This window comes from Rhizobium sp. BK379, assembly GCF_014193955.1.
Taxonomy (GTDB): domain Bacteria; phylum Pseudomonadota; class Alphaproteobacteria; order Rhizobiales; family Rhizobiaceae; genus Rhizobium.
The window spans coordinates 860,981-886,318 of record NZ_JACIAD010000001.1 but is presented as its reverse complement, the minus strand read 5'-3'; the positions used below and the strand labels follow the sequence as shown (position 1 = coordinate 886,318).

Below are 25,338 nucleotides of genomic sequence, written 5' to 3'. Positions count from 1 at the left end.
GCCTGGCTAAGGCGAGCGGAAAGTTGCTGCCCTTGTCGGGCATGGGGAAGTCAGGCGGTGGTAAGTGCCTCGCTGGATCGGGCCTCCGGAACTGCGGGCCGCGGAGCAGCGTTCTCGCCGGCGCGGCGGGCCAGCTGCCGGCTGGCGGTATCGAGCAGGGTTGCGAAAGCGGCAAGGCTGATCCTGTCGGCGCGCAGCATCTGGCGGATCAGCGGATCCCTCAGCATATCCGATGCGGTCATCTCATTCATAGCTGGTCCTCCTTGTCCGAACCTATGGTAGGCGTTGTTTGTAAAGAATACATGTCAAGGTGGTGACAAAAGCAAGGCGGAGTCGGCGAGCATTCGAAGGCGGTCGTGGTAATCGTCATCGCTGTTCTCCTTGGCCTCCCTAGCAAGATGACGCGCGAGCAGGCGCGAATTCGACATCCGGTGCCAATTTTCGCCATCGGTCATGCTGCAGAATGGGCGTCAGTGCGGGCGCCAAGCCGGCTCGCCGTGCCTACGGCTCTGGCCGGATGGGCGTTTTGACGGTGGCGAGCCTGTCGCGGTATAGAAGGTGGGTCTTCCGAAAATCCCTTCGGGGTTTTCGTTCCGCCGGCAAGGCCGCGGCCGCCATCTGCCGTCGGCCTCGCACAATTTCCAACCGAGGAGACGGGCATGAGCAGGTTGAACAGCAGTGCGTTGGCTCTGGCAGGTGCGGTGCTTGTGATGAGCCTTGCGCCGGCATTTGCCGAGGACAAGGCGGCGGTGATCTATCGCTGCGATGACGGCGAAGGCGCCACCGCAAGCTTCGTGACCGAGCCGAGCGCGGTGCTGCTGACCACGGGCGGGAAGAGCTTCCGTCTGCCGCAGGGCATGTCCGGTTCCGGCGCGCGTTACACCGACGGCACCGTGCTGTTCTGGATCAAGGGCAACGATGCGCAGCTGGAGGTGCCCGGGCGATCCACCAGCTGCCACGTGCAGTAAGCCGGCGCCTTCGGGCCGGTTGCGTCTAGAGGCCTGATTTCGCGACAAGCGGAACTTTTGCGGCTGCGCATTGTTCGTTTCGTGGCGCCTCAATCAGGAGAACAATCATGAAGCCTTTTCTCATCGCCGGTCTTGCCATGCTCATCGCATCGCCCGTGCTTGCGCAGACAGCCGCAGAGAAAACCGGTGTCAATTCCGCTCTCGGGGTTGCACCGAAGACAGAGGATTTCGTTGCGGAGGCGGCGACATCGGACATGTTCGAGATCGATTCCAGCAAGCTTGCCATCGCGCGTTCGGACGCAGCGACCAAGGCTTTCGCCGAGCAGATGGTGAAGGACCATCAGAAGACGTCGCAGGAGCTGAAGGCGCTGGTCTCCGGCGGCAAGGTGCAGGCGAAGATCCCGCAGACGATGACATCGGCCCAGAAGGAGATGCTCGACAAGCTCAGCAGCCTGCAGGGCGAGGATTTCACCAAGCAGTATCATGCCGACCAGGAGGAGGCGCATGAGGATGCCGTCGATCTCTTCAAGCGCTACGGCGATGAAGGCGACAATCCGGATCTGAAGGCCTGGGCTGCGAAGACCCGCCCGGCGCTCGAGCATCACCTGCAGATGGCAAAGGACCTGAACAAGTAGGCCATTCGGTCGCCGGCAGCGCGCTGCGGTGCTTTTCAGGTCAGGCACCCGGGCATCGCAGCCAGCCGCACGACATCAAAACGCGCCCTTCAGCGCCTCCATCACCACTCTCACGGCCGGCACGTCCCTGATCTCGGCGTGGACCACCAGCCAGATCTCCCGCGTCAGAGCGTTTTCGTCCCCGATGCGCTGAAGGCCATCCGCATCCGTGACCGCGAAATCCGGCAGCAGCACCACGCCGCCGCCGAGCCTTGCGGCGGCGGCCTGAAATTCCAGCACCGAAGAGCGGATTGCGATAGGACGGCCGGCGGCGAGTTCGGTCAGGCGCAATTGCTGCGGCGAGGCGTTCATGCCCTCGTCATAGCCGATGAAGGTCCATTGCGCTTCCGGCACGCTTTCGAGATAGGCCTTCGCGGCATAGAGGTGGAAGGCCATGTCGCCGAGCCTGGTGATGGCATAATCGCCATCTTCGGGGCGTGACATGCGCACGGCAATATCGGCCTCGCGGCGGTTCAGCGAGGCGAGGCGTTTTTCGCCGACAAGCGTGATCTCGACACCCGGATGCTCGCGCCTGAGGGCGGCGACGGGTTTTGCCAGCAGCACGCTCGAGAGCGCCGGCGGGGCGCTGATCCTCACATGGCCGCGCGTCTCCGTGGCACTTGCGCGGCCGAGCTGCTCGATGACAGCCATCTGCTGGGCGACGAGGGCCGCATGCCCGGCAACCTGCTCGCCATCGCCGGTCAGGATGATGCGCCGACCGCGACGGTCGACGAGCTTGCGGCCGAGATTTTTCTCGAGCGCGGCGATGCGCCGGCTGATCGTGGCGTGCTCGACGCCGATCTGCCTGGCCGCGCCGAGAAAGGTTCCGGCCTGCGCCAGCGCCAGGAAATGCCTGAGATCGTCCCAGTCTATATGTGTGAATTCCTTCCCAATCATTGTGCGACGATAGGGAATTTTCACACACAGGGCTAGCGGCTAGTTTGCCCCCATCCGCAAACCCCATGAAGGAGAATGACCGATGCCCGACCAGATCGTCCTGCTCGACGCCCCCGGCGATGTCACCCGGTTCCGGCTGCAGGACCAGCCGCCACAAAGCCCCGGCGCCGGCGAGATCAGGATCCGCCATCAGGCCGTCGGCACCAATTTTCTCGATGTCTATCACCGCAAGGGGATCTATGCGCTGCCTTCCTATCCCGCCGTCATCGGCGTGGAGGCCGCCGGCGTGATCGAGGAGATCGGCCCCGATGTCTCCGGCTTCCGGCCGGGTGAACGCGTCGCCTATGCCGGCCCGCCTGCCGGCGCCTATGCCTCCACCCGCATCGTCGCGGCGGAGAGGGTGATGGCGCTTCCCGACGCGGTCTCCGCAAAGGTCGCCGCAAGCTCGCTGCTCAAGGGTATGACGGCCTATATGCTCCTGAGGAAAGTCACCGATGTCGGGCAGGGCAGCACCGTGCTCATCCATGCCGCCGCCGGCGGGCTCGGCAGCATCCTGGTGCGGTGGGCGAAATCGCTCGGCGCCACCGTCATCGGCACCGTCAGTTCGCCGGAAAAGGCGGCTCTTGCCGCCTCCTATGGCGCCGATCACCTGATCGTCGGGCGAGGAGCCGATATCGTGGCCGAGGTGAAGCGGCTGACCGGCGGAAACGGCGTCGATGCCGCCTATGACGGCATCGGCGGAGATATGCTGCTGCAGACCATCCGTGCCGTGCGGCCCTTCGGCACCGCCGTTACCATCGGACAGGCCGCAGGTCCCATACCGCCCGTTGCGGTCGAGGAGCTGCGGCCCGGCAAATCGCTCTCGCATCCGAGCATCATGGCCTGGTGCGCCGATCCCGGCCGATATCGCGAGGCTGCGGAAGCTGCGATCGCCGCCATGGGACGGGGCATCGTCTGCGAGATTTCAGCCGAATATGCGCTGGCGGAGGTGGCCCGCGCGCATGAGGAGATGGAAAGCGGGCGGTCGGCCGGGAGTATTCTTCTGCTGCCGTGATCGGGCAGGGGCAGGAGGCTGCTGCAGTTGACGGCGCTGTTTTGAGCTGACGAAAACCCCACCCCGACCCCTCCCGACAAGGAGGAGGGGCTTAACGTGCGGCAGCTGCTTCTCCATACGCAACGTTGCGGAAGAGGCGAGGCGGTACGCCCGTGATAGCCCCTCCCACCTGTGGGGAGGGGTCTTTTCGCCGGCAGCCCCGCACCGTGTCTTGCACGCCGCCCGTCCATAGGCTATATACTGAACCACATGGTTCAGTATTCACAAACCCGTCTCGATACCTCGTTTGCCGCGCTTTCGGACGCGACAAGGCGCGGCATTCTGGAGCAGCTCGGGCGTGCAGACGCGTCGATCACGGACCTTGCCGAGACGTTCCGCATGACGCTGACCGGCATGAAGAAGCATGTCGGCGTGCTGGAGCGGGCGGGGCTCGTCATCACACAGAAGGTCGGGCGCGTGCGCACCTGCAAGCTCGGTGTGCGCCGGCTGGAGGAAGAGGCGGCATGGCTCGAGAGCTATCGCCAGCTCTGGGACGCACGCTTCGATGCATTGGACAAGCTTGTCGAGGAACTGAAACAGAAGGAGAAGGACGATGGAGAGTAAGCCTACCCCCATGAAGAACCCCACGACGGTGGAACGGACGTCCGAGCGTGAACTCGTCGTGAGGCGAACATTCAACGGCCCGGCACATATCGTGTTTCAGGCGTGGACCAAGCCCGAGCTGTTCATGCGGTGGTGGGCGCCGAAGTCGATGGGCGTGCCCATGCTTTCCTGCGAGATGGATGTGCGCGTCGGAGGCGGCTACCGTATTGCGTTTGGCCACGATGCCGCGAGCGCGATGGAATTCTTCGGCAAATATCTCGACGTGATACCGAACGCGCGCCTGGTCTGGACGAATGAGGAAAGCGATGACGCTGCCGTGACCACGGTGACCTTCGAGGAAAAAGACGGCATGACGCTGCTGGTCCTGCGCGAAGTCTATCCCTCGAAGGAAGCGTTCGAGGCCAATTCCGGGGCGGAGGGCGGGTTGCCCGAACAGTTCGAACAGCTGGACGAGCTGCTTCTTACCCTCGGTGCGGAAGGGGCGTAAATCGCCGGTTTCCCAGACCGGCCGCCTGGCGCGGCCGGTCCCGGTGCCGCAAGGCGCGGCCATGCCGGCGAGCCGGGCTAGAGGCGGCTTGCGAAATTTCCCAGGAGCGCCAGACCTTCCGGCCACTCGCGAAGTTCGCTTTCGCCGTTGATATGGCCCGCCGCTCCGATCACCTTCAGTTCGCTTCCCCATTGCTCTGCCCGCCTCTCGGCATAGGGCAGCGAACCATAGGGATCATCGGTACTTGCCACGATGAGGGACGGAAATCGAAACCGCTTGCCGGGCACCTCCGCAAAGCCTGCCGCCTGTGACGGAAAGGCCGGAGAGGCCGGATCCGGCACGGATACCAGCATTGCGCCCTTTACCGGAAGATCGGACACGTCATGCCAATGAGCGACGAGCAGGCAGGCGAGGCTGTGAGCCACGAGAACGGGTGGCGTTGGCGCCGCACGCACGGCCTCTTCCAGCGCCGCAATCCAGTCGGAAAGATCAGGCTCGTCCCAGCTCGCAGGTTGGAAGCGGCGGATGGAGGGATCGGTATTCTCCCAATGGCTCTGCCAATGGGTCTTTCCGGAATTGCCGATGCCCGGCAGATGGATGATCGCGGTCATGCTTCGCCTCTCGTGGTTATCGCGCAAACATGACCGTTTACTCGGATTGGATAAATTGGCATTCATCGGAAAAACCTGCGTCAAACCGATGGATTCAAAGTCGATGGCGAAATATTTCGATAGTCGTGCCGAGCTCGATCCAACCGATATTGCCATGATCGAAATTCTGCAGGGCGACGGGCGCATCAGCGTTTCCGAACTTGGAAGAAAAGTCGGCCTCTCGCAGCCGGCAACATCGGAGCGCCTGAAGCGGCTTGAAGAACGCGGCATCGTCAGCGGCTACAGGGCTGTCGTCGATCCGGCTTCGGTCGGGCTTGGAATGATGGCGATCATTCGCCTGCGCACCACGCACGAACACATCAAGACCTGCCTGAAGCAGTTTTCCGAAATGCCCGAGGTCATCGAGGTTCTCAGGCTGACGGGCGAGGACTGCTTCCATCTGAAGGTCATCGTGCCGTCGCCGGCCGAGCTTGAAGGCATCGTCGATGCCGTTGCCCGCTATGGCTCGGTCAACACTGCGATCGTGTTACGCAGCGAGCCTCCCAAACGGATCGGGCGCGAGCTCATCATGAAGGGCTGATTTCGCGATCATCGCGATGTGGGTGCCACGGGATTTTCTCCCTGGCTCAAACAGCGGCGTCGTATCGCAGCGCGATACGACCAACTCGCCGTTCGTCTCTTTGTTCTCATCAAGCTCGAAAGCATGATGATCCGGCTTGCATGACGAATGCGTCACGACAGCCTAATTGGATCGCACCGTCTTGCTCGCGATCAGCATCACAAGCTCTTCGGAGGCATCGGCAAGGGCCAGTGCCAATTCGGCTGCCGACCATCCGTGTTTCTGCAGATTGCCGAGCATTGCCATCATTGCGATTTCGACTTCCTTGCGGCAGTTCGAAGTCACTTTCAATTCGACGTAGTTCTGGTTTTCCGTAGTGATCATCTTAGCCTCCGTTTGCCCATGACCGGGCAGCTCGCATCAGAATTCTCAAGGTTCGATAGAATGGGGTTGCGCGTCAGCATCAGGCTCATACGCATAGACTCAAGCGCCTGAACTTGCGCGCAACCCCTCACTTCGCCTCACATGGCCTTGCCAGCGATCGCCTCGATCCTCCCCCAGTCGAGTGATCAAGGAAGACTCCGTAGCCGGTTATAAGTATTCTTTTTGACGGCTGCGGGTTGTGTGACGAAGAGTTTCCGCAATGGCCGAAGCCTATGCAGAACGCGCACGAATATTTCCCGGGCAGTTCATTACTGCCTCTTCATATCCTTGTGTTTTTACTTGGGTTCTTGCCGCTTCACCTGGGGCTGCTCCGTCCCTGCCGGGCGCTTTCAGGTGAAATATTCCGGTCTATTCCGTCTCCATCAGGGAATTGACCGTGCTTATTTAAATACAGCCATGGGGCGCAATTGTCGTTATCCGCCCGTCCTGAAAATTATCGTTGCGTACATTTCTGCTCCAAAGGGATTATGATAAACAACTTAAAGGGGTGGGCGCGCGCCGATTCCCGGCCAGGGCGGTTTCCGGTGGCGATCTTGCCGTAAATAAGCGATTGTTCATTTTCGATTTCAACGGCCCGGTCGGATCGGTTGGCACGCTGGAGGGATTGGATGGCTACGGGTTCTGGATCTGGAGATGACCCCGCTGCGGGGCAGGCGTGGCCGGCCCATCTGGAGCGGCGGCGGTGGCCGCGCGAGCCGGCGGCGGAAAAGGAGCTGCGTGCGGATGTCGCGCCTGCGCTGGTACCCTTGCGTTTCTCGACGAAAGATCTGCCGGCGCAAGACCAGTTCCAGGCCTGGCGTGCGCATATGGCGCCGCTCGTGGATGTGCGTCTGCCGGACGGAAAATCGCCCGAGGACGGGTTTCTTGCCGAACAGACCGGCTGGCATCTCGGCAGCATGCTGATCGTCCAGCAGCATACACAGGCGCATGGCTATAGCCGCGATCAATCCATGCTGCGTTCGAGCCCGATCGACCATTGGAATGTCGGCCTGCTTCGCAGCGGCCGGATCTGGACCGAGGTCAGCCGCCACGTCACGGAAACTGCTGCCGGCGAGGTGTTTTTCAGGTCTCTCGGTTATCCCTATCGCGGGCGCATGACCGATAGCGTCGCCGTGCTCGTCTTCCTGCCCTATGAACTGCTGGCCGTCGATGCAAGCATCCTCCAGGGCGCCAACAACACGCTTCTGTCCGGCAGCCTGGCTGAATTGCTCGTCAGTTATATCGCCGGCCTGGAAACGAAGCTCAGCAGCCTGACGACCGGGGAGGTGCCGCGCATCATCCAGACGATCGCCGATATGGTCGTTGCATGTGCGGCGGCCTCCATGAGGTCGGATGCGGGGCAGATGCAGACCGGCATGGGAATAATGGAGCGGGCGCATCGCTACATTCATCTCAACCTGCAATCGGAGAATCTGACGCCCGACGCCATCTGCCGCGCCGTGGGCATCTCGCGCACGCGGCTCTACCAACTGTTCGAAGCAAGCGGCGGAGTGCTGAACTATATCCGCAAGCGGCGGCTGCTGCAGGCCTATGCGGACCTGAGCAACCCGGCCGACGGCAGGCCGATCTCCGAGATTGCGGAGGCCGCAGGATTTGCCGTCGCTGCCAATTTTACGCGCGCCTTCAGCCATGAATTCGGAGTGAGCCCGCGTGAAATCCGCAAGACCGTGGCAACCGAGCGCCCGGCTGTTCCGGCCCAGCGTTCCACGCGGCACCATGGGACGACGATCGGCGACTGGCTGACGCTTGCAGGCTGATCCCTGACACAAAGCTGCCGCTCAATCGTCAGCAAATTGCCCCGCCACCGCCGCACCGTGCCCTCTTGGCAGTCCATCGTTGCGATCTCGCCGGCCCCCAGCGGCTGAGCGATCGACCGAGGCGGTCCTGCTGCCGATCAAATCATGCACGTGAAAAGGAATGACTATGATCACTCGTTACACACCCGTCGCAACGATGACCGCTGTGGTCTTCAGCCTGCTTGCTCTCAGCCCGGCATCCGCCGAGGAGATGGCCCAGGCGCAACAGCAGCCGTCGGCACAGGGTCAGGCGCCGATGCAGGGGCAGAGCGGCGACAATGGTGCAGCCGCACCCGTCAGCGATCAGAAAATCGAGGCCTTTGCCGTTGCCTATCTGCAGGTCGACAAGGTCAGGAAGGAATATTCGGCCAAGATCGGCGCGACGAAGGACGAGGCTTCGAAGCAGAAGCTGCAGGAAGAAGCCAAGAAGCAGATGGTCGACACCGTCGAAGCCTCCAAGGACATCTCTGTCGAGGAATACTCGTCGATCCTGACGGCCGCACAGAGCGACCCGGCTCTCGCCAAGAAGGTTCTGGAAAAGATCGGCACCCCGCCGCCGGCGCAGCAGCAGCAATAGGGCTGCGCGTTTCTGCATAATCCTTGAATTGCAGAGGATTACGTCGAGGATTACACCTCGATCTGGGGCGAGGTCAGCACCATCCTGGCCTGTCTCCCTCCATCGCCGCTGAGCAAAGGGAGGATCGACATCCTGTCTGGCGGCCCAGCGGTTACAGGCTCTCCATGTATTGATCGAGATGGTTCGCCCATAATGCCGGCTTGAACATCAGGGCATGGCCTGCGGCCGCCGCAATGAATTTGCCCTGTCCGCCCGCCGAGCGGAACCTTTCGAAATTTCCCCGGCAGTGCTCTATCCGATAATACTGGTCATGCGTGCCGTGCAGCCAGAGGGTCGAAATTCCGGCCGATGCACCGAGTTCGAAGATGGCCGGGTTGACGATCTCATGATTGGCGCAGCCTCGGCCGAGCCAGCCGCCGTTGAAATTGACCGCACCCCGGAAGATCCCCGGGCGCATGCCCGCATAGGCGATCGACAGGATGCCGCCGCGCGAGACGCCGGCGATGACAAGCCGGCTCTGCTCCACATCGGGCCGCTCGCGCAGATGGCGCACGACAGCATCCATATCCTCGACGGCACGCTCGAAGCCGGCAATGGCGATTTCGACATTGCAGGAATAGCCGGAACCGTCAGGAGCAAGTCCCTCGCCATAGGCTCCGCCCGATTTGCCTCTGCCCCGACGCTGCGGAAAGAGGATCATCCAGCCCCGTTCGACGAAATGGTTCGCCACGACAGCCGGGCTAGCGGTTCTCCTATAGAAGGACTTGTTGTGGCCGTGTCCGGTCGAGCCATGGTTGAAGACGATGGTCGGATATGGTCCTTCGTGCCGGGGCCTTGCCGCAACAATCTCCAGTCGGGCCTCCGGCTCGCCGGAGGGAATGAAGTATTTCTCAAGCCTGGTGAGATCTGCCGCCATCTGGATTCGCGCCCGATTTCCACTGACGCAAACTCCCACACGCCAACCGAAAACTGCAATGAATTTCGCAAGGCATGAGCCATGGCCGACCGGCGCGCATCGACCTAAAGCGCGTCGCGATCCTCCAGATCCGCTTGCCGCGTTTCAGGTCCTTGTTTTTACGCATGTCGTTGCTGCAAAACCGCTGCACACTTTTGCGCGACATGCTTTAGTCTTCGGAAATCGGCGAATTCGAAGCGGGAGAATTTTCGAATGGAGGACGACGGCTGGACGGTGATCAAATCCACGGCGATCCTGCAGGATCGGTGGCTGAATCTGCGGGCCGACGACTGCCTGACGTCGGGCGGCGTGCGGATTTCTCCCTATTACGTGCTGTCCTATCCCGACTGGATCAATATCGTCGCGATCACCACCGACGATCGCCTCCTGCTTGTTCGCCAGTACCGGCATGCGGCAGGCAGGTTCTTCCTGGAAATACCGGGAGGCGGCCTCGACGAGCAGGATATCGACAGTGAAAAGGCAGCCCGCCGCGAACTGGAGGAGGAGACCGGCTACATTGCCGAGAACTGGCAATTGGTCAGCACGCTTTATCCGAACCCGGCCTCCCACACGAACCGTCTTCACACCTTTCTCGCAACCGGCGCCGAGCCCAGATACCAGCAACGGCTCGATGCCGGCGAGGAGGGCCTGACCGTTCATGCCCTTCCGATACCTGACGTGCTGGACGGATTGCAGTCCGGCCTGATCGGGCAGGCCCTTCACGTGTCGTCCATCCTTCTGGCGCTGCGGGCCGCCGGCCGGCTCGGATAATGAACGGGCAGGCCGGGGCCGGTGCCTTGAAAGGATCGGCAAAGCAGGCCTTTCCGGCTTGTTGACAATTGCGGGGCGGCAGGTAGTAATTTCGCCAAGGCCTTGTGTTGCCAGCCGCTCACGCCAAACCTGGTATGGTGAAAACACTTTTGATACCCCTTCGACTTCCAGCCCTTCGGCAGTCGGTCAGCAATGTGAGCTCTGACGTTTTGATTGCCCTGGAGGAACTGGAATGCTCAGGACACTTGGTATCAAGGGCATGGCGAAAGCCCTGCGGCAGGCTCTCAGCGATCGCAAGATCGAGCTGTCTCACAGCGATTGCCTGGAACTGATTGCAAAGCAATTCGGCGTGAAGGATTGGAACACCCTTTCTGCTGCGGTCGGGCAGGATGCCGGCGACAAGCCGCTGCTCTTCTCGGTCGTCGGCGATGAGATCATGCTGCATCGGACGACGCAAAGGCTCGACGTCAATGACACCGACCTGTCGGGATCACGTTTCAACGACGCCAATCTCACGGGAACATGGTTCAACCAGATCAATTTTTCCGGTGCGAAATTCAACGACAGCAACATGACCGGCTGGTACGTGAACGACGTCAACCTGTCGGGATCACAGTTCCAGAACATCAATCTCTCAGGCGTCACCTTTTCCAACTGCCGCATGCCTGGCGCCATGCTCGACGGGGTGCCGCTCGAAGAGATCGTTGCGGCCTACAGAAAATCGCAGGCGTCCTGATCCTGCCATGGGACATTCGAAAAGCGGTTTTCCTCGGCTCTTCACAGACAGGTTGAACTTGCGCTCGCCCGATATGGGCGACTGCGACGATTTCCACGAGCTTATTCTGATCCCGGAGGTTACCCGCTTTTCGAATTGGCCGGATGCCCCGAAAATAGCCCAGACCCGACGCTCGATAAAATGGATGTGCGAGGCCCATGCCAAGGGGAAGGGCTGCGCCTGGATCCTGGAGGATCGCGTCTCGGGCCGGCTTCTCGGCGCTGTCAGGTTCAACACTATCGACAAGCATTGGAAATGGGCCGAGCTCGGCTACGAATTGCACCCTTCGGTCTGGGGAATCGGGCTGATGACCGAAGCGGTGAGGGCTGTCACGAGATGCGGATTTGATCACTTTTCCCTGAACCGCATCGAGGCTTGGACCTTGCCTGGCAATACGGCATCGGACCGTGTTCTGGAAAAGGCCGGGTTCCGCTATGAGGGGACGCTCCGCCAGAAAGCGTGGTTCAAAAACGCGTTCCACGATTTCAGGATGTTCGGCTGCATCGCCGGTCAGGCCATGTGAGACGCCGATTTCAGGAGTGCCCGTATCGATAGTCCCGTGGTGCGATCGCCCTTAAACGCAGCCGGGGCAGGGTGCGTGCCCGTGAAAGGGCACGCCCGCTATCAACAGGCGATCAGTGGAAACCGCCGGCGGCGACCAATTTTTCGCCGGTCAGCCAGCCGGCATCGTCGGAAGCGAGGAAGGTCGTGATCGTGGCGATGTCGTTGGGCTGGCCGATACGACCGAGCGGGGTCTGGGCGACCGCGTTGCTCTCGAAATCCGATCCGATGACGCCTGCGGTGTGCGTGCCTTCGGTCTCGACGATGCCCGGGAGGACGGCGTTGACACGGATCTTGCGCGGGCCAAGCTCCTTGGCAAGCACGCCGGTGATGGCGTCCACGGCGCCCTTGGTGCCGGTATAGACGGCCGAGGCGGGCGGGGTGAGGCTTGTTACCACGGAGGAGATGTTGATGACGCTGCCGCCCTCGCCAATATGCTTGACGGCGGCCTGGGTGGTCAGCAGCAGGCCGAGAACGTTCACGTTGAACTGGCGGTGATAGTGTTCCTCGGTGATCTCTTCGATCGCGCCGAATTCGTAGACGCCGGAATTGTTGACCAGTACGTCGAGACGGCCATATTCCCTGACTGCGGCGTCGATCAATCCCTTTGCCTGTTCCGCCTTGGAAACATCGCCCTGCACCGCGACCGCCTTGCCGCCGGCGGCAGCGATCGCCTCGACGACTGCGTCCGCACCCGCCTTGCTCGAGGCGTAGTTCACCACCACTTTTGCACCTTCAGCGGCGAGTGCCTTGGCAATCGCAGCGCCGATCCCCTTGGAGGCTCCGGTCACGACGGCGACTTTTCCAGCAAGCTTAGACATATCAGTTCCTTTCCACCTGGATTGCCGCCGGGGTTGACGGCATTGTTCCATAGTTCAGAAATTCGGAACTGTTGATCTCGATTTCAAGTAGCCCTATATCAAATTCATGAGACCGCTCTTTCATCCAGCCATCGAGGACTTGAAGCCGGAGGCGATCCTTTATGCGCTCTCCGATCCGGAGCGTGTGGCGATCTTCGCACAGATCGCGGGGCTCGGCTCCAGCGGCACATGCGCTGCGCTTTCCAAACTCGGCGGGCGCGTCATACCCAAATCATCGCTGTCGCAACATATGAAGGTGCTGCGCGAGGCTGGCCTCATCCGCGGCGAACGTCAGGGGGTGGAGATGCGCAACCACTCGCGTTGCCAGGAAGTGGAGGAACGCTTCCCCGGCCTCGTCAGGGCCATCCTGAGCGCCTACGGACAGCCCACCGATGTCGCGAACGTAGGCTGATTTCCCTCGCCGTTGCCGTCTGGCCTTCGCCTGACGAAGTGTGCTGGCGACTGCCCGGTTGCCAGCCGGCGAGGGCACCCAAACCCGTCGAGATCAGATCCTCTTCATCGAAGGTCGTCACATAAAAACGTAGGCCGGAGGAGATAGTTTGGCATATTAGTGACGTCTGATTTTTCGGTCGACTGATGCCCGGGATCGGGTCAGTATGTGCCGGAGGTTGTGCGACGTTGGGGGACGCGCCATGTCCAATTTGCTGCTGAGGGAACTTTCTTTGTTAGGGCTCCGCGGCCCTGTCATCACGGCGGACCATCAGGATTACGAACGCTACCGCAAGGTATGGAATGGCGTCGCCGACCGGCGGCCTGCCGCGATCGTCCGCCCGCGGAGCGTCGATGACGTCAGGAAAGCGATACATGCGGCGGCTGCATCGCGCGCCCTGCTTGCGGTGCGCGGCGGCGGCCACAGTCTTCCGGGATTTTCGACCTGCGATGACGGACTTGTCCTCGATCTATCGGAACTGGCGGCGATCACGATCGATCGGGAGGCGCGCACGATCGAGGTCGGCGGCGGGGCTCTGCTTGGCGATCTCGATCGAGCCACTGTTCCTGAAGGGTATGTGGTGCCGGCCGGCGTGATTTCGCATACGGGTGTGGCGGGCCTGACCCTCGGCGGCGGCATGGGATGGGTGAGCAGGAAATATGGCCTGACCATCGACAGCCTGCTCGGCGCGGAGATCGTGACCGCTGGCGGCGATGTCGTCTGGGCCAGCGAAACGTCCGACCCTGAACTCTTCTGGGGCATTCGCGGCGGCGGCGGCAACTTTGGCGTCGTTACGCGATTCAAATTCAGGATGCATCCGCTTGCTTCCATCGCAGTCGGCCGATGGGATTATCCTGCGGCCAGCATGCGGCAAGCCCTGCTGGCGCTGCGCGAGCAGGCGCATGGCCAACCGCGCGACTTTACCCTCAGCTTCACCGTGACCGCCACGGGTCTGAACGTGACGACGGTCTGGTCGGGGGCTGATGCCCTTGCCCACGCGGCCCTGTCGCCTTTCGGCATGCTGGCCGATGGCGGCGTCGGGAGCATCGACAGGCTGCCCTATCTTACCCTCCAGAGCCGCAACGACGAGCACTTCGCCTGGTCGCGGCGATATTATTGCAAGGGCGGCTTCTGGTCCGATGTCAGCGATGAAGCAATCGACACGATGCTGCTCTCGGTCGCCGATGCGCCAACGGCGGATTCCGAGGTCTATGCGATCCAGCTCGGCGGAGCCATCTCCGATATCGCGGACGACGCAACGGCATATACGGGAAGAGGAGCAGGCTATTACTGGATTGCGGAGCCGGTCTGGGACGACGCTGCCGATGACGAGTGCTGCATTGCCTGGGGGCGGACCACCGGTAAATCGCTTTCGAAGCTCTCGATGGCGGGCAACTACGTCAACGAGCAGGCGGATGCCGGCACGGTCGTCGCCCTGGATGCCTATGGCGTGGAAAAGTACCAGCGCCTTGCGCGCCTGAAGACGCGGCTCGATCCGCATAATCTGTTTCGTCTCAACCAGAACATCACGCCGCAGGCGTGAGTTTCTGTCCATGACGGCCATGAACATACGGGCCGGGATCGATACCTAATCGGCCATGGACCGGTTCAGCCAGTCCGCGAGCCTGACGGGACCGACATGGGCGGGCTGGCGCGGCAGCAATGTGTCGTCGTTCAGTTCGACGCCGTAGTAGCGCGCGGTCTCGTCGGTGATCACCTCGCGCATGTCTTCGTTTGCGGCGACAAGGATGCGGGCGATTTCATCGAGGGCGAACCGCTCCGGCCCGGCTATTTCCACCGTATCGTTCACCGGAGGTTTCAAGGCCAGCCGGGTGAGGACGTCAGCGACGTCGTCGGCCGCGATGGGCCGCATGGAGGCGGAGGGAAGGCGGATATCGCTGCCATCGGCGGCCATGTCGATCACGCCGCTGATGAACTCGAAGAACTGCGTCGAATGGACGATCGTATAGGGCCGGCGCGCCGCCCTGATCAGGTTCTCCTGCACCATCTTTGCGCGGAAATAATCGCTCTCGACAAGGTGCGGGGTTCCGACGATCGACAGGGCGAGATAGTGGCCGACCCCTGCATCTGCTGAGGCAGCCAGCAGATTTCGGGTCGATGTCCGGAAGAATTCCAGCGCGGAATCGTCTCCGAAGGATGCCGCGTTCGTCACGTCGATGACAGTGTCCGCGCCGGTGAGCGAGGCCCTCAGGCCTTCCCTCGTCACGCTGTTCACGCCGAACGTCGGGGATGCGAGGACGACTTCAGCCCCCGCCTGCCTGAGGCTTTCCACGAGGCGCGTTCCGATGCGCCCGCTTGCTCCCATGACCGTCACCTTCATCGATCCGCTCCCTGTTTCCAACGTATCAGCAATCCACGCATCAGGCTTTCCGGGCTTCCGGCCGGCGCTGTCGCGATGTCATTTGACGGGCATCACCACCGGAGCGCCCTTTTTCTTGACCAGCACGACGATGAACTTTGCCGGTTTCGTCTTGCTGGCGTTACGGCTGACCAGGTGAATGTCGGAAGGACTTTCGTAGAACGTATCGCCCGGATGCAAGGTCACTTCCTTTTCCCCTTTGACCTGCATCACGATCGAGCCTTCCAGCACGTAGACGAAGGCGTCCGCCTCGTGCTTGTGAATGGGCGAGGAGCCTCCGGGCCCGTAATCGACCGAGATCATGAGACCCTCCTTGCCCGGATAATCGGGAAGATCCTTGCTCATGAGCGATTTTACCTTCGCCGTGTCCTCGGCGGCGATAGCCAGAGTGCCGGAGAGGCAGATGCCGGCTGCCACCAGCAATGCGGATAGGGCAGAATTCATCGTCGTAACCCTCTTCGTTGCCGTGCGAAATGCGTGTCGGGAGCCCCGGGCTAGCGGGGCTGCCCGGACAGGCGAAACCAGTCTGCAAAACCGATCTTGCCGAGCCTCGCGCCCGCGTCCGGCACGAGCGAGCGATCATCCAGCTCCGAGCCGAAATAGCGCGCGTGGACATCCGCCTCGACCGTGCGCGGATCGTTGATCGCCTTCAGGTAACGGCCGATGATCTCGTTCATGCCGAAGCGTTCCGGGCCTGCGATCTCGATCATCCCGTTGATGGGCTTGGCAAGGGCAACGTCCGCCACAATGTCGGCAACGTCGTCGGAGGCTATCGGCTGGAAGGCTGCCGGTGAGAGACGGGCGACAGTGCCGACGGTCGCTTCATCGGCGATGCCCTTGAGGAACTCCATGAACTGGGTGGAATGAATGATCGTGTAGGGAATGGCGGATGCCTTGATGAGCCTTTCCTGGGCAAGCTTGGCCCTGAAATAGCCGTTCTGCGGCAGCCGTTCCGAGCCGACGATGGAGAGCGCGATATGGTGTTTCACGCCGGCGTCGCGTTCTGCGGCGAGCAGGTTGCGGCTCGATGTTTCGAAGAAGTCCAGCACCGCCTGATCTTCCCAGGACGGCGAGTTCGAGAGATCGACGACCACGTCGGCCCCGGCCAGTGCGCTTGCCAATCCTTCCCCGGTGATGGTGTTGACGCCGGTTTTCGGGGAAGCGGCCAGCACCTCGTGGCCCTTCTCGCGCAGACGCGCCGCGGTCTTCGATCCGATGAGGCCGGTGCCTCCGATAAGGACGATTTTCATAACAGGTTCTCCTCCCGCGGCCCTCTTGGGCCGGAGTTCCAGGTTAGGATCGCAAGACCGACACAGCCGCGAGAATTTCAATGTCTGGATAGGTGGAACACATCGACTGTCGTCGCCTCGGTCGGCTTCGGCCGAGGGGCAATCTCGCATCGCGGAGGTATATTGTTCCCATATGCGATCGGGGGCAACCATATTTGGCGGAACGCGCCGCTCGCTTGCGGTCCAGGCACAGCAGCAGGTCGAAAGCGGCGGAAGGGAAGCTCAACCATCGTATAAACTATGCTGTGTAGTGCTTTGCTTCTACTGCTTTTTCGGCGGCTCGAACAATTCGATCGCATTGCCGGCCGGGTCTTCGACGAGGACCTGCTTGCCGCCGATCCCGACAACGATGTCGTTGCGAAAGCCGGCGCCTGATGCCTTCAGGCGCGCGACCTCGGTCTCGATGTTTTCGACCTCCAACTGGATGCGGTTCCATCCGCCGGGCTCGGGCCGTCGCCCGTCCGGCATCGGCTGCGAGGCGCCGCCGGGGCCCGTCGTGCCGTTCACCAGCAGGCGCAGATCGCCCCTGGTCAGCATGGCGAAGCTCGGAGCCGGGTGCATGGTGAGCGCGAAGCCGAGCGACTGCGTATAGAATGCAATCGCTGCATCGACGTCGTCGACGATATAACGAACGCTGACGGTAGCCATATCAAATCCTCCTTCGGATAGGCTTGGCGGTAGCGGACAAGGCAGGACATGGCATCGGATATAGCGTCCCGGACGGGACCTTGTAGCCGTGGTGCGCGAATCGGGAACCGGGACCAGTGGTCGAAGGTTTGGCTGGTGCAGAGCCCCAGGAGATTGCCGATGGACAGCAAAGCCGATCGCGATCCGCGACACCATACGCAGAAAATGCAGATGCGCCTTCAGGAAATGATGGACCATCTGCGGGAAGACATCGTCGATGTCGACGAGCCGCAGTTGAAGGCAATGTTCGAGACCGCAGCCGAAGTGCTGGGCGGGCTGAAGAAGGCGTTTGGCGACTACGAGAAGAAGAACGAGCCCGCCTGGAAATAGGGCGCCGGAGATATCAGCTTGCAATGACCGTCCCTGGCGCCAGGCCGAGCGACGGCCTTACTTCACCGAGATGCTCATGCCGCTGATATCGGCGTTGATCTGCAGGCCTACCTGCTTGCCCGTCAGTTCCAGTTGGGCGCCCTTGTCATTGGTCATGACGATCACCTGGGCTCCTTTGCCGAGCGCGCCGCCGCCGCCCGCCGCACCGTATACACCCGTCACATCCTGAGCGCGGCGTATGTGGCTAACGGTACCCTGGAAATAGGTCTTGGAAGCACCGAAGGCGAGGCCGCCCGAAATGCCGCCGATCGAAATTGGATATCGGTGACCATGGAAGGTCAGCGTGCCGTCGCCTCCGGAGCCGCCGACGAAGAAGGCGGCCTTGTAGACGGAGAAGCGGATCGTACCGCTATCAGCATGCGCGGTGCCGGCAACGCCAACTCCCGCGGTGGCGATGACGGCAACGGCGACCGAACGAAATCTGGACGAAATCTTCATGATGACAGGCTCCTCAAAAAGCACCGCTTACCCAGTCAGCCGGGCACGTCAGCGTCATCTCAACGTCATAGCTTGAACAGTCTCGCAGGTCATTAGTTCCAAGGCAGTTTCAGGGCGCGGGGAGATGACGCACCCGACCGTTTCTGTTGGTGAAGAGCTTTCGAAAGCCAAAGTTCGCGTGTTTCGTAATGGCGGCCCGGCATTGCTGGCATGGATGGAAAACGACAACGACCTGGACAGCCTGCGCCCACTGCCGCGGTTTTTCGAGATCATGCTCGCGGCGAGGGCGCAGCTTCGGGATCAGGCGTCGCCGATTGCGCAGTGACCGAAGACCTCGCTCATCCTTTGGTTATCGCTTGCCGCATCGCCGACGGGCACGGCGATGATTTCAGCAGGTCAGTTTTCAGGGCATCTCATCCAATAGCGTTTGAAGGCCGCGGGCCCAGTGCCGTAGCTGGAAGCCTGGCTCCATGGGTTCTTCGGGGTTTCAATAAACGTGTCGTCGTCGATCGAAACAAGCGTCACCGGCGATACGAAGGACAATGTCGCCTGACGGTAGCGCGCAATGGCTGCCTGTTGGAGGCGTTTGGCCACCAGGTCGTCTTTCGCAGCGGGTGGAGCGCGAAAGCGTTCGGGATCCTGTTTCACCTCGGTAAGCGGATCATGCAGGGCCACCCGCAGCAGTTCACCGTCACCGGCGAGCCGCAATTCGAATTCATCCTGCAATGCCGGCACCGGGCGATCCTGCTCGGAAGAGGTGTCGGCGACATGCGCGGTCAGGATCGGCAGAGGCTGATGGTCCGGCCGCATCTCGATGCGGCGGATATGACATAGGTCAGCGAGTGTCTTGTTTCGCACCTCGGGGCGGGCGGGTTCATCGACCAATGTCCAGCTGCCCTGCATCTTGCTGACAAAGGGGACGGACCCATCCGGGCCATATGAGAAAAACGCGGCACGTTGCGCCACCGTTTCCGCGATCGTGCTCACGGTCTGGATATTTCGTTCGGTCCTTGCCGTATCCTCGGGCTCACCCGGGCATCGGACGAGAAACGTCGGCGTGGTGGAGGTGGCTGATTGATAAAGCCGACCACATCATCGTTTACCGGAAAGACCTCGCCTTGCTGAACGCTGTTCTTTATGACCAGGTTGCGCCGCGTGCCGGCCATTTCAGTGGCTTCGGGCTTGTCATAACCCAGCACATGCATCTCATCCTGAACATTGGAGATCCAGTAGACGGATGCACCGACAGACAGGCGCAATTCAAATCGCCTGGCGATGCCCTCCGGGCCCCTCTGACCGTCAAAGATCGGATAGCGTGGATCGGTTTGCTTGAGATTGATGCTATTGAACTTGCACCACGTCTTCAGTTTGTTTGCCGGCAGGCCGTGATCCGGCGGCAATATCGCCCAGTCGCCAGGCAAGGTCTCGATGAGCGTTTTCGGGCTTAGATCCGCACCGAAATCGAACATCTGCACCAGCGCCTCGGTCGCGGCCTGCACGCGTTCGCCGACGGTTCCGGCGTTATCAGTGACTGGCGCAGGAGCTGTACCCTGCGCCGCAAGCGGCGATGATCCGACCGCGAAGAAGGCAAGTCCCGCCAATATGCCAAGCGTCGTGTAAGCCAGCTTTGAGCCCGGAGATTTGCAATCAGTATTTGGCTGCATGCTCTAATCCATCATTGCGATGGTGGCGGGTGTTAACAGGCTGGCATTAACAATTCCCCAGTCGGCCCGCTAAAGTTGCCAATAGTCGCAAAAACACATCCATCGGTCACGGGTTGAGGAAGGCCTTTCGAGGCGGCGGCATTGCTGCCGTTCAATCCACCGGCTGCGGAGCCGGGAATTTCCAGCTTCCGTCCAGTATGGTCTGATGTGGCCGGTAAAGGCGGACCGTGTAGTTCCAGCCGGCCTCGATCGGCAGGCAGTTTGCAAGCTTGCCGTCGCAGCCGCCGAACTGGATGTCGACGGAGCCGTCCGCGCCCTTGGCGGCGGTGATATTGTTGACCGAATAGGCGTTGAACGGGTTCTCGACGAAATAGCCTGCCGCGTCGTAGCGGCTGATCGACCAGAAACCGTCCACCGGCACGTCACCGGGAACATGCAGCCTGTAGAGGGTCTTGCCATCGTTCCTCTCGGGCGTGACGCTCAGATAGGTCGCTTCGCTGTCCGGATTGCCGCCCCAGGCGGCGGCCGTTGCGATCAGGTGATGAACCGGATCGACCTCGCTCTTCCTGCCGAAGGCCTTGTTGAAACTTTCCATTGTCGTATTGAGCGCCAGCAGCGCATTGCGCACCGTATCCTGGCTCGTCTTGTCCCAGGCGGGCATGTCCAGCGTACCAGGCCCGCCTGGTTGATCGAGCTTGATGGCATCCTGCAGCCTGTGTACCTCGTCGGCATCGCCTGATTTGGTCGGGTCGATCAGGGTGCGTACGGCAATCAGGACGTAACGCGTGCCCACGCCATCTCTTGTGAATGTGTGGCTGCCGGCCCCGTGAAAGACATCGGTGACATAGTGGTCTTCATTGACAACCATCAGCGACATGAAGCGCTTTCCCGCATCCGGCATTGATATCGTCACTGGTCCGGCATCGAGATCGAAGACACCGCTGGAATAGAGCGTGTCGCGATTGCCGCGAACGACCGTCTGGTGTTTCACATCGAAGGGTTCGCGGCGGTGGAAGAGCTTTCCGAGACCGGCTTCTCCTGACGATGCCGCCATGTACATGTCGCTCTCGGCGCGCACGAAATTATCCGGCGTGACCTTGATGGGATCGGCGCCGGATGCTGCGCCCGACATGAGGAGCAGAGCCACCGACGCGGCAGTGAGAGTTGTCTTCTTCGCGGCCATAACCTTGCTCTCCTCACATCGGTTCGACATCCGCCAGCGTCCAGGCCTTGTCGAACAGGCGCTGCGTTGGCCCGTAGAGGCGGAACATCAGCTCGAACTGGCGGCCGGGAATGGTCGGCACCCAGTTCGTTTCCATGCCTTCGGGCGCCTTCGGCCCGAAATAGATGTCCACCGATCCGTCGGCATTCTTCTTGATCTCGGCGGCATTGGAGGCGCGGCTGGCGCGATCGGCCCCCTTCAGAAGCGCGTGCGTCTCACGGTCGTAGACGGTGACGGACCAATATTGCTTTACCGGTACATCGGCCGGCACATGCAGCTTGTAGGCGCGGGCGCCGTCATAACTATTGCCGGTCTTGTCCTTGATGTTGATCAGGTAGAACTGGCCGACGCCAAGCCGCTTGATCGCGATATAGGCGTAGCTGTAGCCGATGCCGCGTGCATCCACGGCATATTTGTCCGGTTCGGCATAAGTGGTGGACTGGCCTTGAACAGCATCGGGCAGGGCCGGCATGGTCCAGTGCGTGCCTTCGAAAAAGGCCGGAAAGCCCGCATCATAACGCGCCTCGAGCCAGGCCCTGGCATCGGCAATGCCTTCCTCCTGGGCTTTTCTTGCCGCGGCATCGGGCGCGTAAGGCTTGCCCCTTTCGATGCCGATCGAGCGCAGCTGGTCGATCATCGCCCGGTCGCGCGGCAGCCAGGGCTCGCTCTGGACGACACGGTCAAGCAGCGTGAAGAAGCTCGGATCGTATTTGATGGTTGAATCGAAGTCGGCGTCCTTGATGTCGCGGTAGACCGTCTGCGGAGGCGCCTTTGCCTCGGACAGGGGGTAGAACCTGACGCGCTTGCCATAGGCGATCGATTTCTCGACATCTGCCTCGCCATGGCTCCTGAGGTTGGAGCGCATCAGGAAATAGCCGGTACTGGTGTCGGCGGCGAGCCGCTGAAGGCCCCTGGGCAGCTTGCCTTCGAAGCCTGGCGGCGTGATCACGAACTTGACGCCGGCGCCCTTGTCGATGCCGAGCAGGCCGGCATCTTCGAGCGAGGTCTGCCACAGGGTCACGAAATTGGCGTTGAGCGAGCCGTCGTCGCCGGCGGGCGGAATCTCCACCACGACAGGGCCGCTCTTGCCGATATCGTAGAAGCCCATGAAATAGAGCGTATCGGGGTTGGGCGTCAGCGTCTGATTGTGCCAGTCGAGCGGCCGGCCCCAGTAGATGATCTCGCCGGCCTTGCCGCCGGCCGCGATCATCTGGTCGTACATGAGCAGGGTATTGACCGCCGGCATGCCCCAGATCACCGCTTCCGTCGCCCGGCTACGCGCCAGGCGCTCTTCCGCTTCCTGCGCCGCGGAATGGTCCTGCGCGGCAGCCGCACCCGCCGACATCAGGCCGATCGTCAATGCAAACACCAGGCGCAACATGCGTCACCTCCAGCCCAGAGCTCCGGGGCCGAAGGGTGCCACGGCTCAAACTGCCGGCGGAAGTACGCAACCGTAAATGCCGGTGTAAATCGGGGTGTAAGCGTGCGGGCCACCCATGCTCGACAAGCGGACGGGCAGGGCCGGCCGCAACAGCTCGCCATTGCAGCCACCGGCAGCAAATGCGATGATTGCCCAGGCAATCGCATGCATCATTTCGGGGGGAGTGGCATGGCTGATTTCAACATTGGTTTCGTGATCTTTCCCGGCATCACCCAGCTCGATTTCACCGGGCCGTTCGAGGTGCTCAGCCGGCTTTCAACACCGCCGTCGCTGACGGCTCCATCGCGCTTTCCTCACGTCAAGACACATGTCATCGCCAAGAACCTGGAGCCGGTGGCGAGCGATCGAGGTTTGAGCTTCCTTCCGGGGCAGAGTTTCGAGACCTGCCCGGCGCTCGACCTGATCTGCATTCCGGGCGGCGCCGGTGTCGTCGATGCACTCGACGATGCCGAGACAGTGGATTTCATCGGCCACCAGGGGCGGCAGGCGCAATATGCGACATCCGTGTGCGTCGGGGCCTTTCTGCTTGGCGCCGCCGGCCTGCTCAGGGGGCGGCGGGCGACGACGCATTGGGCCTATACGGATCTGCTGCCGCTCGTCGGCGCGACATATGAGAAGGCGCGCACCGTGCGCGATGGCAATATCATCACCTCGGGCGGGGTCACGGCCGGCATCGATTTCGCCTTCACGATCATCGCCGAACTTGCCGGCGGCGATGTCGCCCGGGCAATCCAGCTCGGCATCGAATATGATCCCGCACCACCCTTCGACGGCGGCCATCCCGACAAGGCGAGCGAGGCAGCGAAGGCGCTGATGCTGCAGCGTAATGGTGCCGCGCATGGCGGGATGCGGGCGGCGCTGGAGGCGCTGGCTTTGCGGTGAGCGGGCAAGCCGCCCCTTCTTGCGGGCGAGAGAAGGGGCGAGGCAAGCTTTCACGCCCCTCTGGCCAGCCCATGCTCCACCAGCTTGTCTATGACCTCGGCATAGGCCACGCCGCTTGCGGCCATCGCCTTGGAATACATGCTGATATCGGTGAAGCCCGGAATGGTGTTCACCTCGTTGACGACGAAGCGCATGTCTTCCATCAGGAAGAAATCGACGCGGGCCATGCCGTCGCAGCCGAGTGCGCGGAAGGCGCGGGCAGCCATGTCGCGGATCTTCGCTTCGACATCGGCGGGAAGCTCGGCCGGGACTTTCAGGGCGGCGCCATTCTCGTCGAGATATTTGGCGGTGTAGCTGTAGAAGCCGTGGCTTTCGGCAGGCGCGATCTCGCCGGGGCGGGAGACGAAGAGGCCGCCTTTCGTATCCTCCAGCACGCTGCATTCGATCTCGCGGCCGGCGATGAATTCCTCGGCGATCAGCTTGCGGTCATGGCTGAAGGCATCAGCAAGGGCAGGGGCGAATTCCTGGCTGCCGGAGACTTTTCGCACGCCGACGGAGGAGCCCTGGCGGGCGGGCTTGATGAAGACCGGCAGGCCGAGCGCGGCTTCGAGGGTTTCGAGCGCCGGCGGGCTGTCCTGATCGAGCGTCACGGAGCGGGCCACCGGCAGGCCTGCCGCCTTCAGGAGCTGCTTGGCGATATCCTTGTCGAGCGCCGTTGCCGAGCCGAGGATGCCGCAGCCGGCGAGCGGCACGCGCGCCACCTGGCAGAGGCCCTGGACAGCGCCATCCTCTCCATGCAGGCCGTGCAGCACCGGAAAGACGATGTCGATCTTGCCGGCTTCGGTCGCCTTTCCGTCGGAACCGATCGCCAGCAGGCGGCCGTGGCCGCCCGGCAAGAGGCAGAGTTCGGTGCCGGAAGAGGGCTTGGCGAGTTCGCCATCGGCAAAGCGGCTTTGCAGCCAGCGTCCATCCCTGGTGACGAAGACGGGCAGGGCGTCGTATCTTTCCGGGTCGAGCGCACGCATGACATTGGTGGCCGACATGACGGAGACGTCGTGTTCGCTGGAACGGCCGCCGAAGAGCACGGCGATGCGCAACCTGGATGGGGAAGGGCTCATTGGAATTCTCCTGAAAAGTAAGCAATTCCGGCAAAAGCGTGCAGCGGTTCTGCCTCCGGAATTGCGCGAAAACAAAACCTCTAGAAGCTGACCGCGATGCCTCTGTTGGCGAAGAAGCGATCGAAGGTTGCGAGCGGCAGGGTGACATCGGCCTGGGTGGCGCGCTCATGGCCGGAAGGGTTGTGGAAGCGCACGCTGTCTTCATTGGCGGCCGTCACCAGCACCAGGTGGCCGCCCTTGCCCGGCGGCTCGCGCTCCGGCCAGCGGATGGAGCTGCTGACCGAGGCGATGAAGAAGCGATGGGTCGCGAGGATTTCGGGGATGGTTTGCGTCGGGAGCTCGGTGCGCACCTCGGCGACAAGCCCGAAGCGCTCGCGCACGAAGGTGACGAAGGGCGCATAGATCAGCCCCTTGATCGAGGCATCGGCCTCGTTGACGACATAGCCGCCATAGCGGGTGCAGGCTCTGGCCAGCGAGAGGATCGGATGCGCCTCGCCGCGGGCAGCCAGGATCATTTTCAGGCAGGCCATGCCGCAGACGTTGACCGCCCAGCGCGCATATTCCTCGATCGTTTCTGCGCCCGAGTTTTTCCAGTTGGCATCGTGGTGCAGCGCAACGGCGCCTTCGGCCAGCACCGGCAGTGTCATCTCGGGCGTTTCCCACTGGCTGAAATAGGGCACGTCGAGTTCTCGATGATCCATGTCGTCTCCGTCAGGCACTGCAATGCGAATCCCGTTAGAAAGTGGCTCATACTAGATGTAATTCCGATGTATTTGACAGAGCC

Annotated in this window: 33 protein-coding genes; 16 read left to right on the top strand and 17 right to left on the bottom strand. The window is 61.8% G+C overall.

Annotated elements, in window-relative coordinates:
- Positions 1–50: 50 nt before the first annotated feature.
- A complete protein-coding gene (locus FHT93_RS04530; RefSeq protein WP_112546558.1) occupies positions 51–251 on the bottom strand; it encodes a hypothetical protein in 201 nt (66 codons plus the stop codon).
- Positions 252–659: 408 nt separating this feature from the next.
- On the opposite strand from FHT93_RS04530, the gene FHT93_RS04525 reads away from it, so the two are divergent.
- Both FHT93_RS04525 and FHT93_RS04520 read left to right on the top strand, forming a co-directional pair.
- Complete coding sequence (locus FHT93_RS04525) at positions 660–968, top strand: MliC family protein (RefSeq protein WP_210299182.1); 309 nt, start codon at positions 660–662, stop codon at positions 966–968.
- 107 nt (positions 969–1,075) lie between these two features.
- Positions 1,076–1,603, top strand: a complete 528-nt coding sequence (locus tag FHT93_RS04520) for a DUF4142 domain-containing protein (protein ID WP_112971880.1) — start codon at positions 1,076–1,078, stop codon at positions 1,601–1,603.
- A gap of 75 nt (positions 1,604–1,678) precedes the next feature.
- On the opposite strand, the gene FHT93_RS04515 is transcribed toward FHT93_RS04520, so the two are convergent.
- Positions 1,679–2,539 (bottom strand): LysR family transcriptional regulator, encoded by an 861-nt coding sequence (locus FHT93_RS04515; RefSeq protein ID WP_183846328.1) that lies wholly within the window; start codon positions 2,537–2,539, stop codon positions 1,679–1,681.
- 82 nt (positions 2,540–2,621) lie between these two features.
- Between FHT93_RS04515 and FHT93_RS04510 the strand changes: the two genes are divergently transcribed.
- From FHT93_RS04510 to FHT93_RS04500, 3 genes are all read left to right on the top strand, one after another.
- A complete protein-coding gene (locus tag FHT93_RS04510) occupies positions 2,622–3,593 on the top strand; it encodes a quinone oxidoreductase (protein WP_183846326.1) in 972 nt (323 codons plus the stop codon).
- Between the two features lie 249 nt (positions 3,594–3,842).
- The gene (locus tag FHT93_RS04505) at positions 3,843–4,196 is read left to right on the top strand and encodes a metalloregulator ArsR/SmtB family transcription factor (RefSeq protein WP_112971883.1); all 354 of its coding nucleotides are present in this window, start codon (positions 3,843–3,845) and stop codon (positions 4,194–4,196) included.
- A complete protein-coding gene (locus FHT93_RS04500; protein ID WP_183846324.1) occupies positions 4,186–4,683 on the top strand; it encodes an SRPBCC family protein in 498 nt (165 codons plus the stop codon). Before FHT93_RS04505 ends, FHT93_RS04500 begins: the two co-directional genes overlap by 11 nt.
- Before the next feature lie 77 nt (positions 4,684–4,760).
- On the opposite strand, the gene FHT93_RS04495 is transcribed toward FHT93_RS04500, so the two are convergent.
- Positions 4,761–5,294 (bottom strand): alpha/beta hydrolase, encoded by a 534-nt coding sequence (locus FHT93_RS04495; protein WP_183846322.1) that lies wholly within the window; start codon positions 5,292–5,294, stop codon positions 4,761–4,763.
- Between the two features lie 103 nt (positions 5,295–5,397).
- Between FHT93_RS04495 and FHT93_RS04490 the strand changes: the two genes are divergently transcribed.
- Positions 5,398–5,874, top strand: a complete 477-nt coding sequence (locus FHT93_RS04490) for an Lrp/AsnC family transcriptional regulator (protein WP_112546691.1) — start codon at positions 5,398–5,400, stop codon at positions 5,872–5,874.
- Positions 5,875–6,036: 162 nt separating this feature from the next.
- On the opposite strand, the gene FHT93_RS04485 is transcribed toward FHT93_RS04490, so the two are convergent.
- Positions 6,037–6,237 carry a hypothetical protein gene (locus FHT93_RS04485; RefSeq protein WP_112546565.1) on the bottom strand — a complete coding sequence of 67 codons (201 nt, stop codon included), beginning with the start codon at positions 6,235–6,237 and terminating at the stop codon, positions 6,037–6,039.
- Positions 6,238–6,905: 668 nt separating this feature from the next.
- Here FHT93_RS04485 and FHT93_RS04480 point away from each other — a divergent pair.
- Together FHT93_RS04480 and FHT93_RS04475 are read left to right on the top strand one after the other, a co-directional pair.
- Positions 6,906–8,054: a helix-turn-helix domain-containing protein gene (locus FHT93_RS04480; protein ID WP_112546566.1), complete on the top strand. Its 1,149-nt coding sequence runs from the start codon at positions 6,906–6,908 to the stop codon at positions 8,052–8,054.
- Between the two features lie 166 nt (positions 8,055–8,220).
- Positions 8,221–8,670 (top strand): DUF4168 domain-containing protein, encoded by a 450-nt coding sequence (locus FHT93_RS04475; RefSeq protein ID WP_112971887.1) that lies wholly within the window; start codon positions 8,221–8,223, stop codon positions 8,668–8,670.
- 151 nt (positions 8,671–8,821) lie between these two features.
- Here the strand turns inward: FHT93_RS04475 and FHT93_RS04470 are convergent, their stop codons facing one another.
- Positions 8,822–9,586, bottom strand: a complete 765-nt coding sequence (locus FHT93_RS04470; protein ID WP_113016060.1) for an alpha/beta hydrolase — start codon at positions 9,584–9,586, stop codon at positions 8,822–8,824.
- A gap of 252 nt (positions 9,587–9,838) precedes the next feature.
- Between FHT93_RS04470 and FHT93_RS04465 the strand changes: the two genes are divergently transcribed.
- From FHT93_RS04465 to FHT93_RS04450, 3 genes are all read left to right on the top strand, one after another.
- Positions 9,839–10,396, top strand: coding sequence for an NUDIX hydrolase (locus FHT93_RS04465; RefSeq protein WP_112546570.1), 558 nt, complete (start codon positions 9,839–9,841; stop codon positions 10,394–10,396).
- A 232-nt stretch (positions 10,397–10,628) separates the two neighbouring features.
- Positions 10,629–11,132, top strand: coding sequence for a pentapeptide repeat-containing protein (locus tag FHT93_RS04455; RefSeq protein WP_112971890.1), 504 nt, complete (start codon positions 10,629–10,631; stop codon positions 11,130–11,132).
- 7 nt (positions 11,133–11,139) lie between these two features.
- Entirely contained in the window at positions 11,140–11,694 is a 555-nt protein-coding gene (locus FHT93_RS04450) for a GNAT family protein (protein WP_183846316.1), read from the top strand.
- Positions 11,695–11,806: 112 nt separating this feature from the next.
- On the opposite strand, the gene FHT93_RS04445 is transcribed toward FHT93_RS04450, so the two are convergent.
- Positions 11,807–12,553 carry a glucose 1-dehydrogenase gene (locus FHT93_RS04445; RefSeq protein ID WP_112971892.1) on the bottom strand — a complete coding sequence of 249 codons (747 nt, stop codon included), beginning with the start codon at positions 12,551–12,553 and terminating at the stop codon, positions 11,807–11,809.
- 106 nt (positions 12,554–12,659) lie between these two features.
- On the opposite strand from FHT93_RS04445, the gene FHT93_RS04440 reads away from it, so the two are divergent.
- Both FHT93_RS04440 and FHT93_RS04435 read left to right on the top strand, forming a co-directional pair.
- Positions 12,660–13,004 carry a helix-turn-helix domain-containing protein gene (locus tag FHT93_RS04440; protein WP_113016055.1) on the top strand — a complete coding sequence of 115 codons (345 nt, stop codon included), beginning with the start codon at positions 12,660–12,662 and terminating at the stop codon, positions 13,002–13,004.
- A 241-nt stretch (positions 13,005–13,245) separates the two neighbouring features.
- Positions 13,246–14,586, top strand: a complete 1,341-nt coding sequence (locus tag FHT93_RS04435; protein ID WP_183846314.1) for an FAD-binding oxidoreductase — start codon at positions 13,246–13,248, stop codon at positions 14,584–14,586.
- 45 nt (positions 14,587–14,631) lie between these two features.
- Here the strand turns inward: FHT93_RS04435 and FHT93_RS04430 are convergent, their stop codons facing one another.
- From FHT93_RS04430 to FHT93_RS04415, 4 genes are all read right to left on the bottom strand, one after another.
- Positions 14,632–15,384: an SDR family oxidoreductase gene (locus FHT93_RS04430; protein ID WP_112546576.1), complete on the bottom strand. Its 753-nt coding sequence runs from the start codon at positions 15,382–15,384 to the stop codon at positions 14,632–14,634.
- Positions 15,385–15,462: 78 nt separating this feature from the next.
- Positions 15,463–15,867: a cupin domain-containing protein gene (locus FHT93_RS04425; protein WP_183846312.1), complete on the bottom strand. Its 405-nt coding sequence runs from the start codon at positions 15,865–15,867 to the stop codon at positions 15,463–15,465.
- A 50-nt stretch (positions 15,868–15,917) separates the two neighbouring features.
- Positions 15,918–16,673 (bottom strand): SDR family oxidoreductase, encoded by a 756-nt coding sequence (locus FHT93_RS04420; protein WP_113117376.1) that lies wholly within the window; start codon positions 16,671–16,673, stop codon positions 15,918–15,920.
- A gap of 300 nt (positions 16,674–16,973) precedes the next feature.
- Positions 16,974–17,360: a VOC family protein gene (locus tag FHT93_RS04415; protein WP_183846311.1), complete on the bottom strand. Its 387-nt coding sequence runs from the start codon at positions 17,358–17,360 to the stop codon at positions 16,974–16,976.
- Between the two features lie 159 nt (positions 17,361–17,519).
- Between FHT93_RS04415 and FHT93_RS04410 the strand changes: the two genes are divergently transcribed.
- Complete coding sequence (locus FHT93_RS04410) at positions 17,520–17,729, top strand: hypothetical protein (RefSeq protein ID WP_183846309.1); 210 nt, start codon at positions 17,520–17,522, stop codon at positions 17,727–17,729.
- 57 nt (positions 17,730–17,786) lie between these two features.
- Here FHT93_RS04410 and FHT93_RS04405 read toward each other — a convergent pair whose 3' ends face one another.
- Positions 17,787–18,227 carry a hypothetical protein gene (locus tag FHT93_RS04405; protein ID WP_183846307.1) on the bottom strand — a complete coding sequence of 147 codons (441 nt, stop codon included), beginning with the start codon at positions 18,225–18,227 and terminating at the stop codon, positions 17,787–17,789.
- A gap of 124 nt (positions 18,228–18,351) precedes the next feature.
- Here FHT93_RS04405 and FHT93_RS04400 point away from each other — a divergent pair, with 124 nt between their 5' ends.
- Positions 18,352–18,552, top strand: coding sequence for a hypothetical protein (locus FHT93_RS04400; protein WP_183846305.1), 201 nt, complete (start codon positions 18,352–18,354; stop codon positions 18,550–18,552).
- Between the two features lie 71 nt (positions 18,553–18,623).
- On the opposite strand, the gene FHT93_RS04395 is transcribed toward FHT93_RS04400, so the two are convergent.
- The 4 genes from FHT93_RS04395 to FHT93_RS04380 form a co-directional block, all read right to left on the bottom strand.
- Positions 18,624–19,214, bottom strand: coding sequence for a hypothetical protein (locus tag FHT93_RS04395; protein ID WP_183846303.1), 591 nt, complete (start codon positions 19,212–19,214; stop codon positions 18,624–18,626).
- A complete protein-coding gene (locus FHT93_RS04390; protein ID WP_183846301.1) occupies positions 19,211–19,828 on the bottom strand; it encodes a hypothetical protein in 618 nt (205 codons plus the stop codon). The genes FHT93_RS04395 and FHT93_RS04390 overlap by 4 nt, the downstream gene beginning before the upstream one ends.
- Positions 19,829–20,042: 214 nt before the next feature.
- The gene (locus FHT93_RS04385) at positions 20,043–21,074 is read right to left on the bottom strand and encodes a DUF1254 domain-containing protein (RefSeq protein WP_183846299.1); all 1,032 of its coding nucleotides are present in this window, start codon (positions 21,072–21,074) and stop codon (positions 20,043–20,045) included.
- Positions 21,075–21,087: 13 nt separating this feature from the next.
- A complete protein-coding gene (locus FHT93_RS04380; protein ID WP_183846297.1) occupies positions 21,088–22,494 on the bottom strand; it encodes a DUF1254 domain-containing protein in 1,407 nt (468 codons plus the stop codon).
- Between the two features lie 228 nt (positions 22,495–22,722).
- Here FHT93_RS04380 and FHT93_RS04375 point away from each other — a divergent pair, with 228 nt between their 5' ends.
- Positions 22,723–23,436: a DJ-1/PfpI family protein gene (locus tag FHT93_RS04375; RefSeq protein ID WP_183846295.1), complete on the top strand. Its 714-nt coding sequence runs from the start codon at positions 22,723–22,725 to the stop codon at positions 23,434–23,436.
- A 50-nt stretch (positions 23,437–23,486) separates the two neighbouring features.
- Here FHT93_RS04375 and FHT93_RS04370 read toward each other — a convergent pair whose 3' ends face one another.
- Both FHT93_RS04370 and FHT93_RS04365 read right to left on the bottom strand, forming a co-directional pair.
- The gene (locus FHT93_RS04370; protein WP_183846293.1) at positions 23,487–24,554 is read right to left on the bottom strand and encodes a D-alanine--D-alanine ligase family protein; all 1,068 of its coding nucleotides are present in this window, start codon (positions 24,552–24,554) and stop codon (positions 23,487–23,489) included.
- 80 nt (positions 24,555–24,634) lie between these two features.
- Positions 24,635–25,255, bottom strand: coding sequence for a C39 family peptidase (locus tag FHT93_RS04365; protein ID WP_183846291.1), 621 nt, complete (start codon positions 25,253–25,255; stop codon positions 24,635–24,637).
- Positions 25,256–25,338 lie beyond the last annotated feature (83 nt).

Coding starts and splice junctions, on each gene's coding strand:
- FHT93_RS04530 (WP_112546558.1), bottom strand. CDS start 251: ATGAATGAGATGACCGCATCGGATATGCTGAGGGATCCGCTGATCCGC.
- FHT93_RS04525 (WP_210299182.1), top strand. CDS start 660: ATGAGCAGGTTGAACAGCAGTGCGTTGGCTCTGGCAGGTGCGGTGCTT.
- FHT93_RS04520 (WP_112971880.1), top strand. CDS start 1,076: ATGAAGCCTTTTCTCATCGCCGGTCTTGCCATGCTCATCGCATCGCCC.
- FHT93_RS04515 (WP_183846328.1), bottom strand. CDS start 2,539: ATGATTGGGAAGGAATTCACACATATAGACTGGGACGATCTCAGGCAT.
- FHT93_RS04510 (WP_183846326.1), top strand. CDS start 2,622: ATGCCCGACCAGATCGTCCTGCTCGACGCCCCCGGCGATGTCACCCGG.
- FHT93_RS04505 (WP_112971883.1), top strand. CDS start 3,843: ATGGTTCAGTATTCACAAACCCGTCTCGATACCTCGTTTGCCGCGCTT.
- FHT93_RS04500 (WP_183846324.1), top strand. CDS start 4,186: ATGGAGAGTAAGCCTACCCCCATGAAGAACCCCACGACGGTGGAACGG.
- FHT93_RS04495 (WP_183846322.1), bottom strand. CDS start 5,294: ATGACCGCGATCATCCATCTGCCGGGCATCGGCAATTCCGGAAAGACC.
- FHT93_RS04490 (WP_112546691.1), top strand. CDS start 5,398: ATGGCGAAATATTTCGATAGTCGTGCCGAGCTCGATCCAACCGATATT.
- FHT93_RS04485 (WP_112546565.1), bottom strand. CDS start 6,237: ATGATCACTACGGAAAACCAGAACTACGTCGAATTGAAAGTGACTTCG.
- FHT93_RS04480 (WP_112546566.1), top strand. CDS start 6,906: ATGGCTACGGGTTCTGGATCTGGAGATGACCCCGCTGCGGGGCAGGCG.
- FHT93_RS04475 (WP_112971887.1), top strand. CDS start 8,221: ATGATCACTCGTTACACACCCGTCGCAACGATGACCGCTGTGGTCTTC.
- FHT93_RS04470 (WP_113016060.1), bottom strand. CDS start 9,586: ATGGCGGCAGATCTCACCAGGCTTGAGAAATACTTCATTCCCTCCGGC.
- FHT93_RS04465 (WP_112546570.1), top strand. CDS start 9,839: ATGGAGGACGACGGCTGGACGGTGATCAAATCCACGGCGATCCTGCAG.
- FHT93_RS04455 (WP_112971890.1), top strand. CDS start 10,629: ATGCTCAGGACACTTGGTATCAAGGGCATGGCGAAAGCCCTGCGGCAG.
- FHT93_RS04450 (WP_183846316.1), top strand. CDS start 11,140: ATGGGACATTCGAAAAGCGGTTTTCCTCGGCTCTTCACAGACAGGTTG.
- FHT93_RS04445 (WP_112971892.1), bottom strand. CDS start 12,553: ATGTCTAAGCTTGCTGGAAAAGTCGCCGTCGTGACCGGAGCCTCCAAG.
- FHT93_RS04440 (WP_113016055.1), top strand. CDS start 12,660: ATGAGACCGCTCTTTCATCCAGCCATCGAGGACTTGAAGCCGGAGGCG.
- FHT93_RS04435 (WP_183846314.1), top strand. CDS start 13,246: ATGTCCAATTTGCTGCTGAGGGAACTTTCTTTGTTAGGGCTCCGCGGC.
- FHT93_RS04430 (WP_112546576.1), bottom strand. CDS start 15,384: ATGAAGGTGACGGTCATGGGAGCAAGCGGGCGCATCGGAACGCGCCTC.
- FHT93_RS04425 (WP_183846312.1), bottom strand. CDS start 15,867: ATGAATTCTGCCCTATCCGCATTGCTGGTGGCAGCCGGCATCTGCCTC.
- FHT93_RS04420 (WP_113117376.1), bottom strand. CDS start 16,673: ATGAAAATCGTCCTTATCGGAGGCACCGGCCTCATCGGATCGAAGACC.
- FHT93_RS04415 (WP_183846311.1), bottom strand. CDS start 17,360: ATGGCTACCGTCAGCGTTCGTTATATCGTCGACGACGTCGATGCAGCG.
- FHT93_RS04410 (WP_183846309.1), top strand. CDS start 17,520: ATGGACAGCAAAGCCGATCGCGATCCGCGACACCATACGCAGAAAATG.
- FHT93_RS04405 (WP_183846307.1), bottom strand. CDS start 18,227: ATGAAGATTTCGTCCAGATTTCGTTCGGTCGCCGTTGCCGTCATCGCC.
- FHT93_RS04400 (WP_183846305.1), top strand. CDS start 18,352: ATGACGCACCCGACCGTTTCTGTTGGTGAAGAGCTTTCGAAAGCCAAA.
- FHT93_RS04385 (WP_183846299.1), bottom strand. CDS start 21,074: ATGGCCGCGAAGAAGACAACTCTCACTGCCGCGTCGGTGGCTCTGCTC.
- FHT93_RS04380 (WP_183846297.1), bottom strand. CDS start 22,494: ATGTTGCGCCTGGTGTTTGCATTGACGATCGGCCTGATGTCGGCGGGT.
- FHT93_RS04375 (WP_183846295.1), top strand. CDS start 22,723: ATGGCTGATTTCAACATTGGTTTCGTGATCTTTCCCGGCATCACCCAG.
- FHT93_RS04370 (WP_183846293.1), bottom strand. CDS start 24,554: ATGAGCCCTTCCCCATCCAGGTTGCGCATCGCCGTGCTCTTCGGCGGC.
- FHT93_RS04365 (WP_183846291.1), bottom strand. CDS start 25,255: ATGGATCATCGAGAACTCGACGTGCCCTATTTCAGCCAGTGGGAAACG.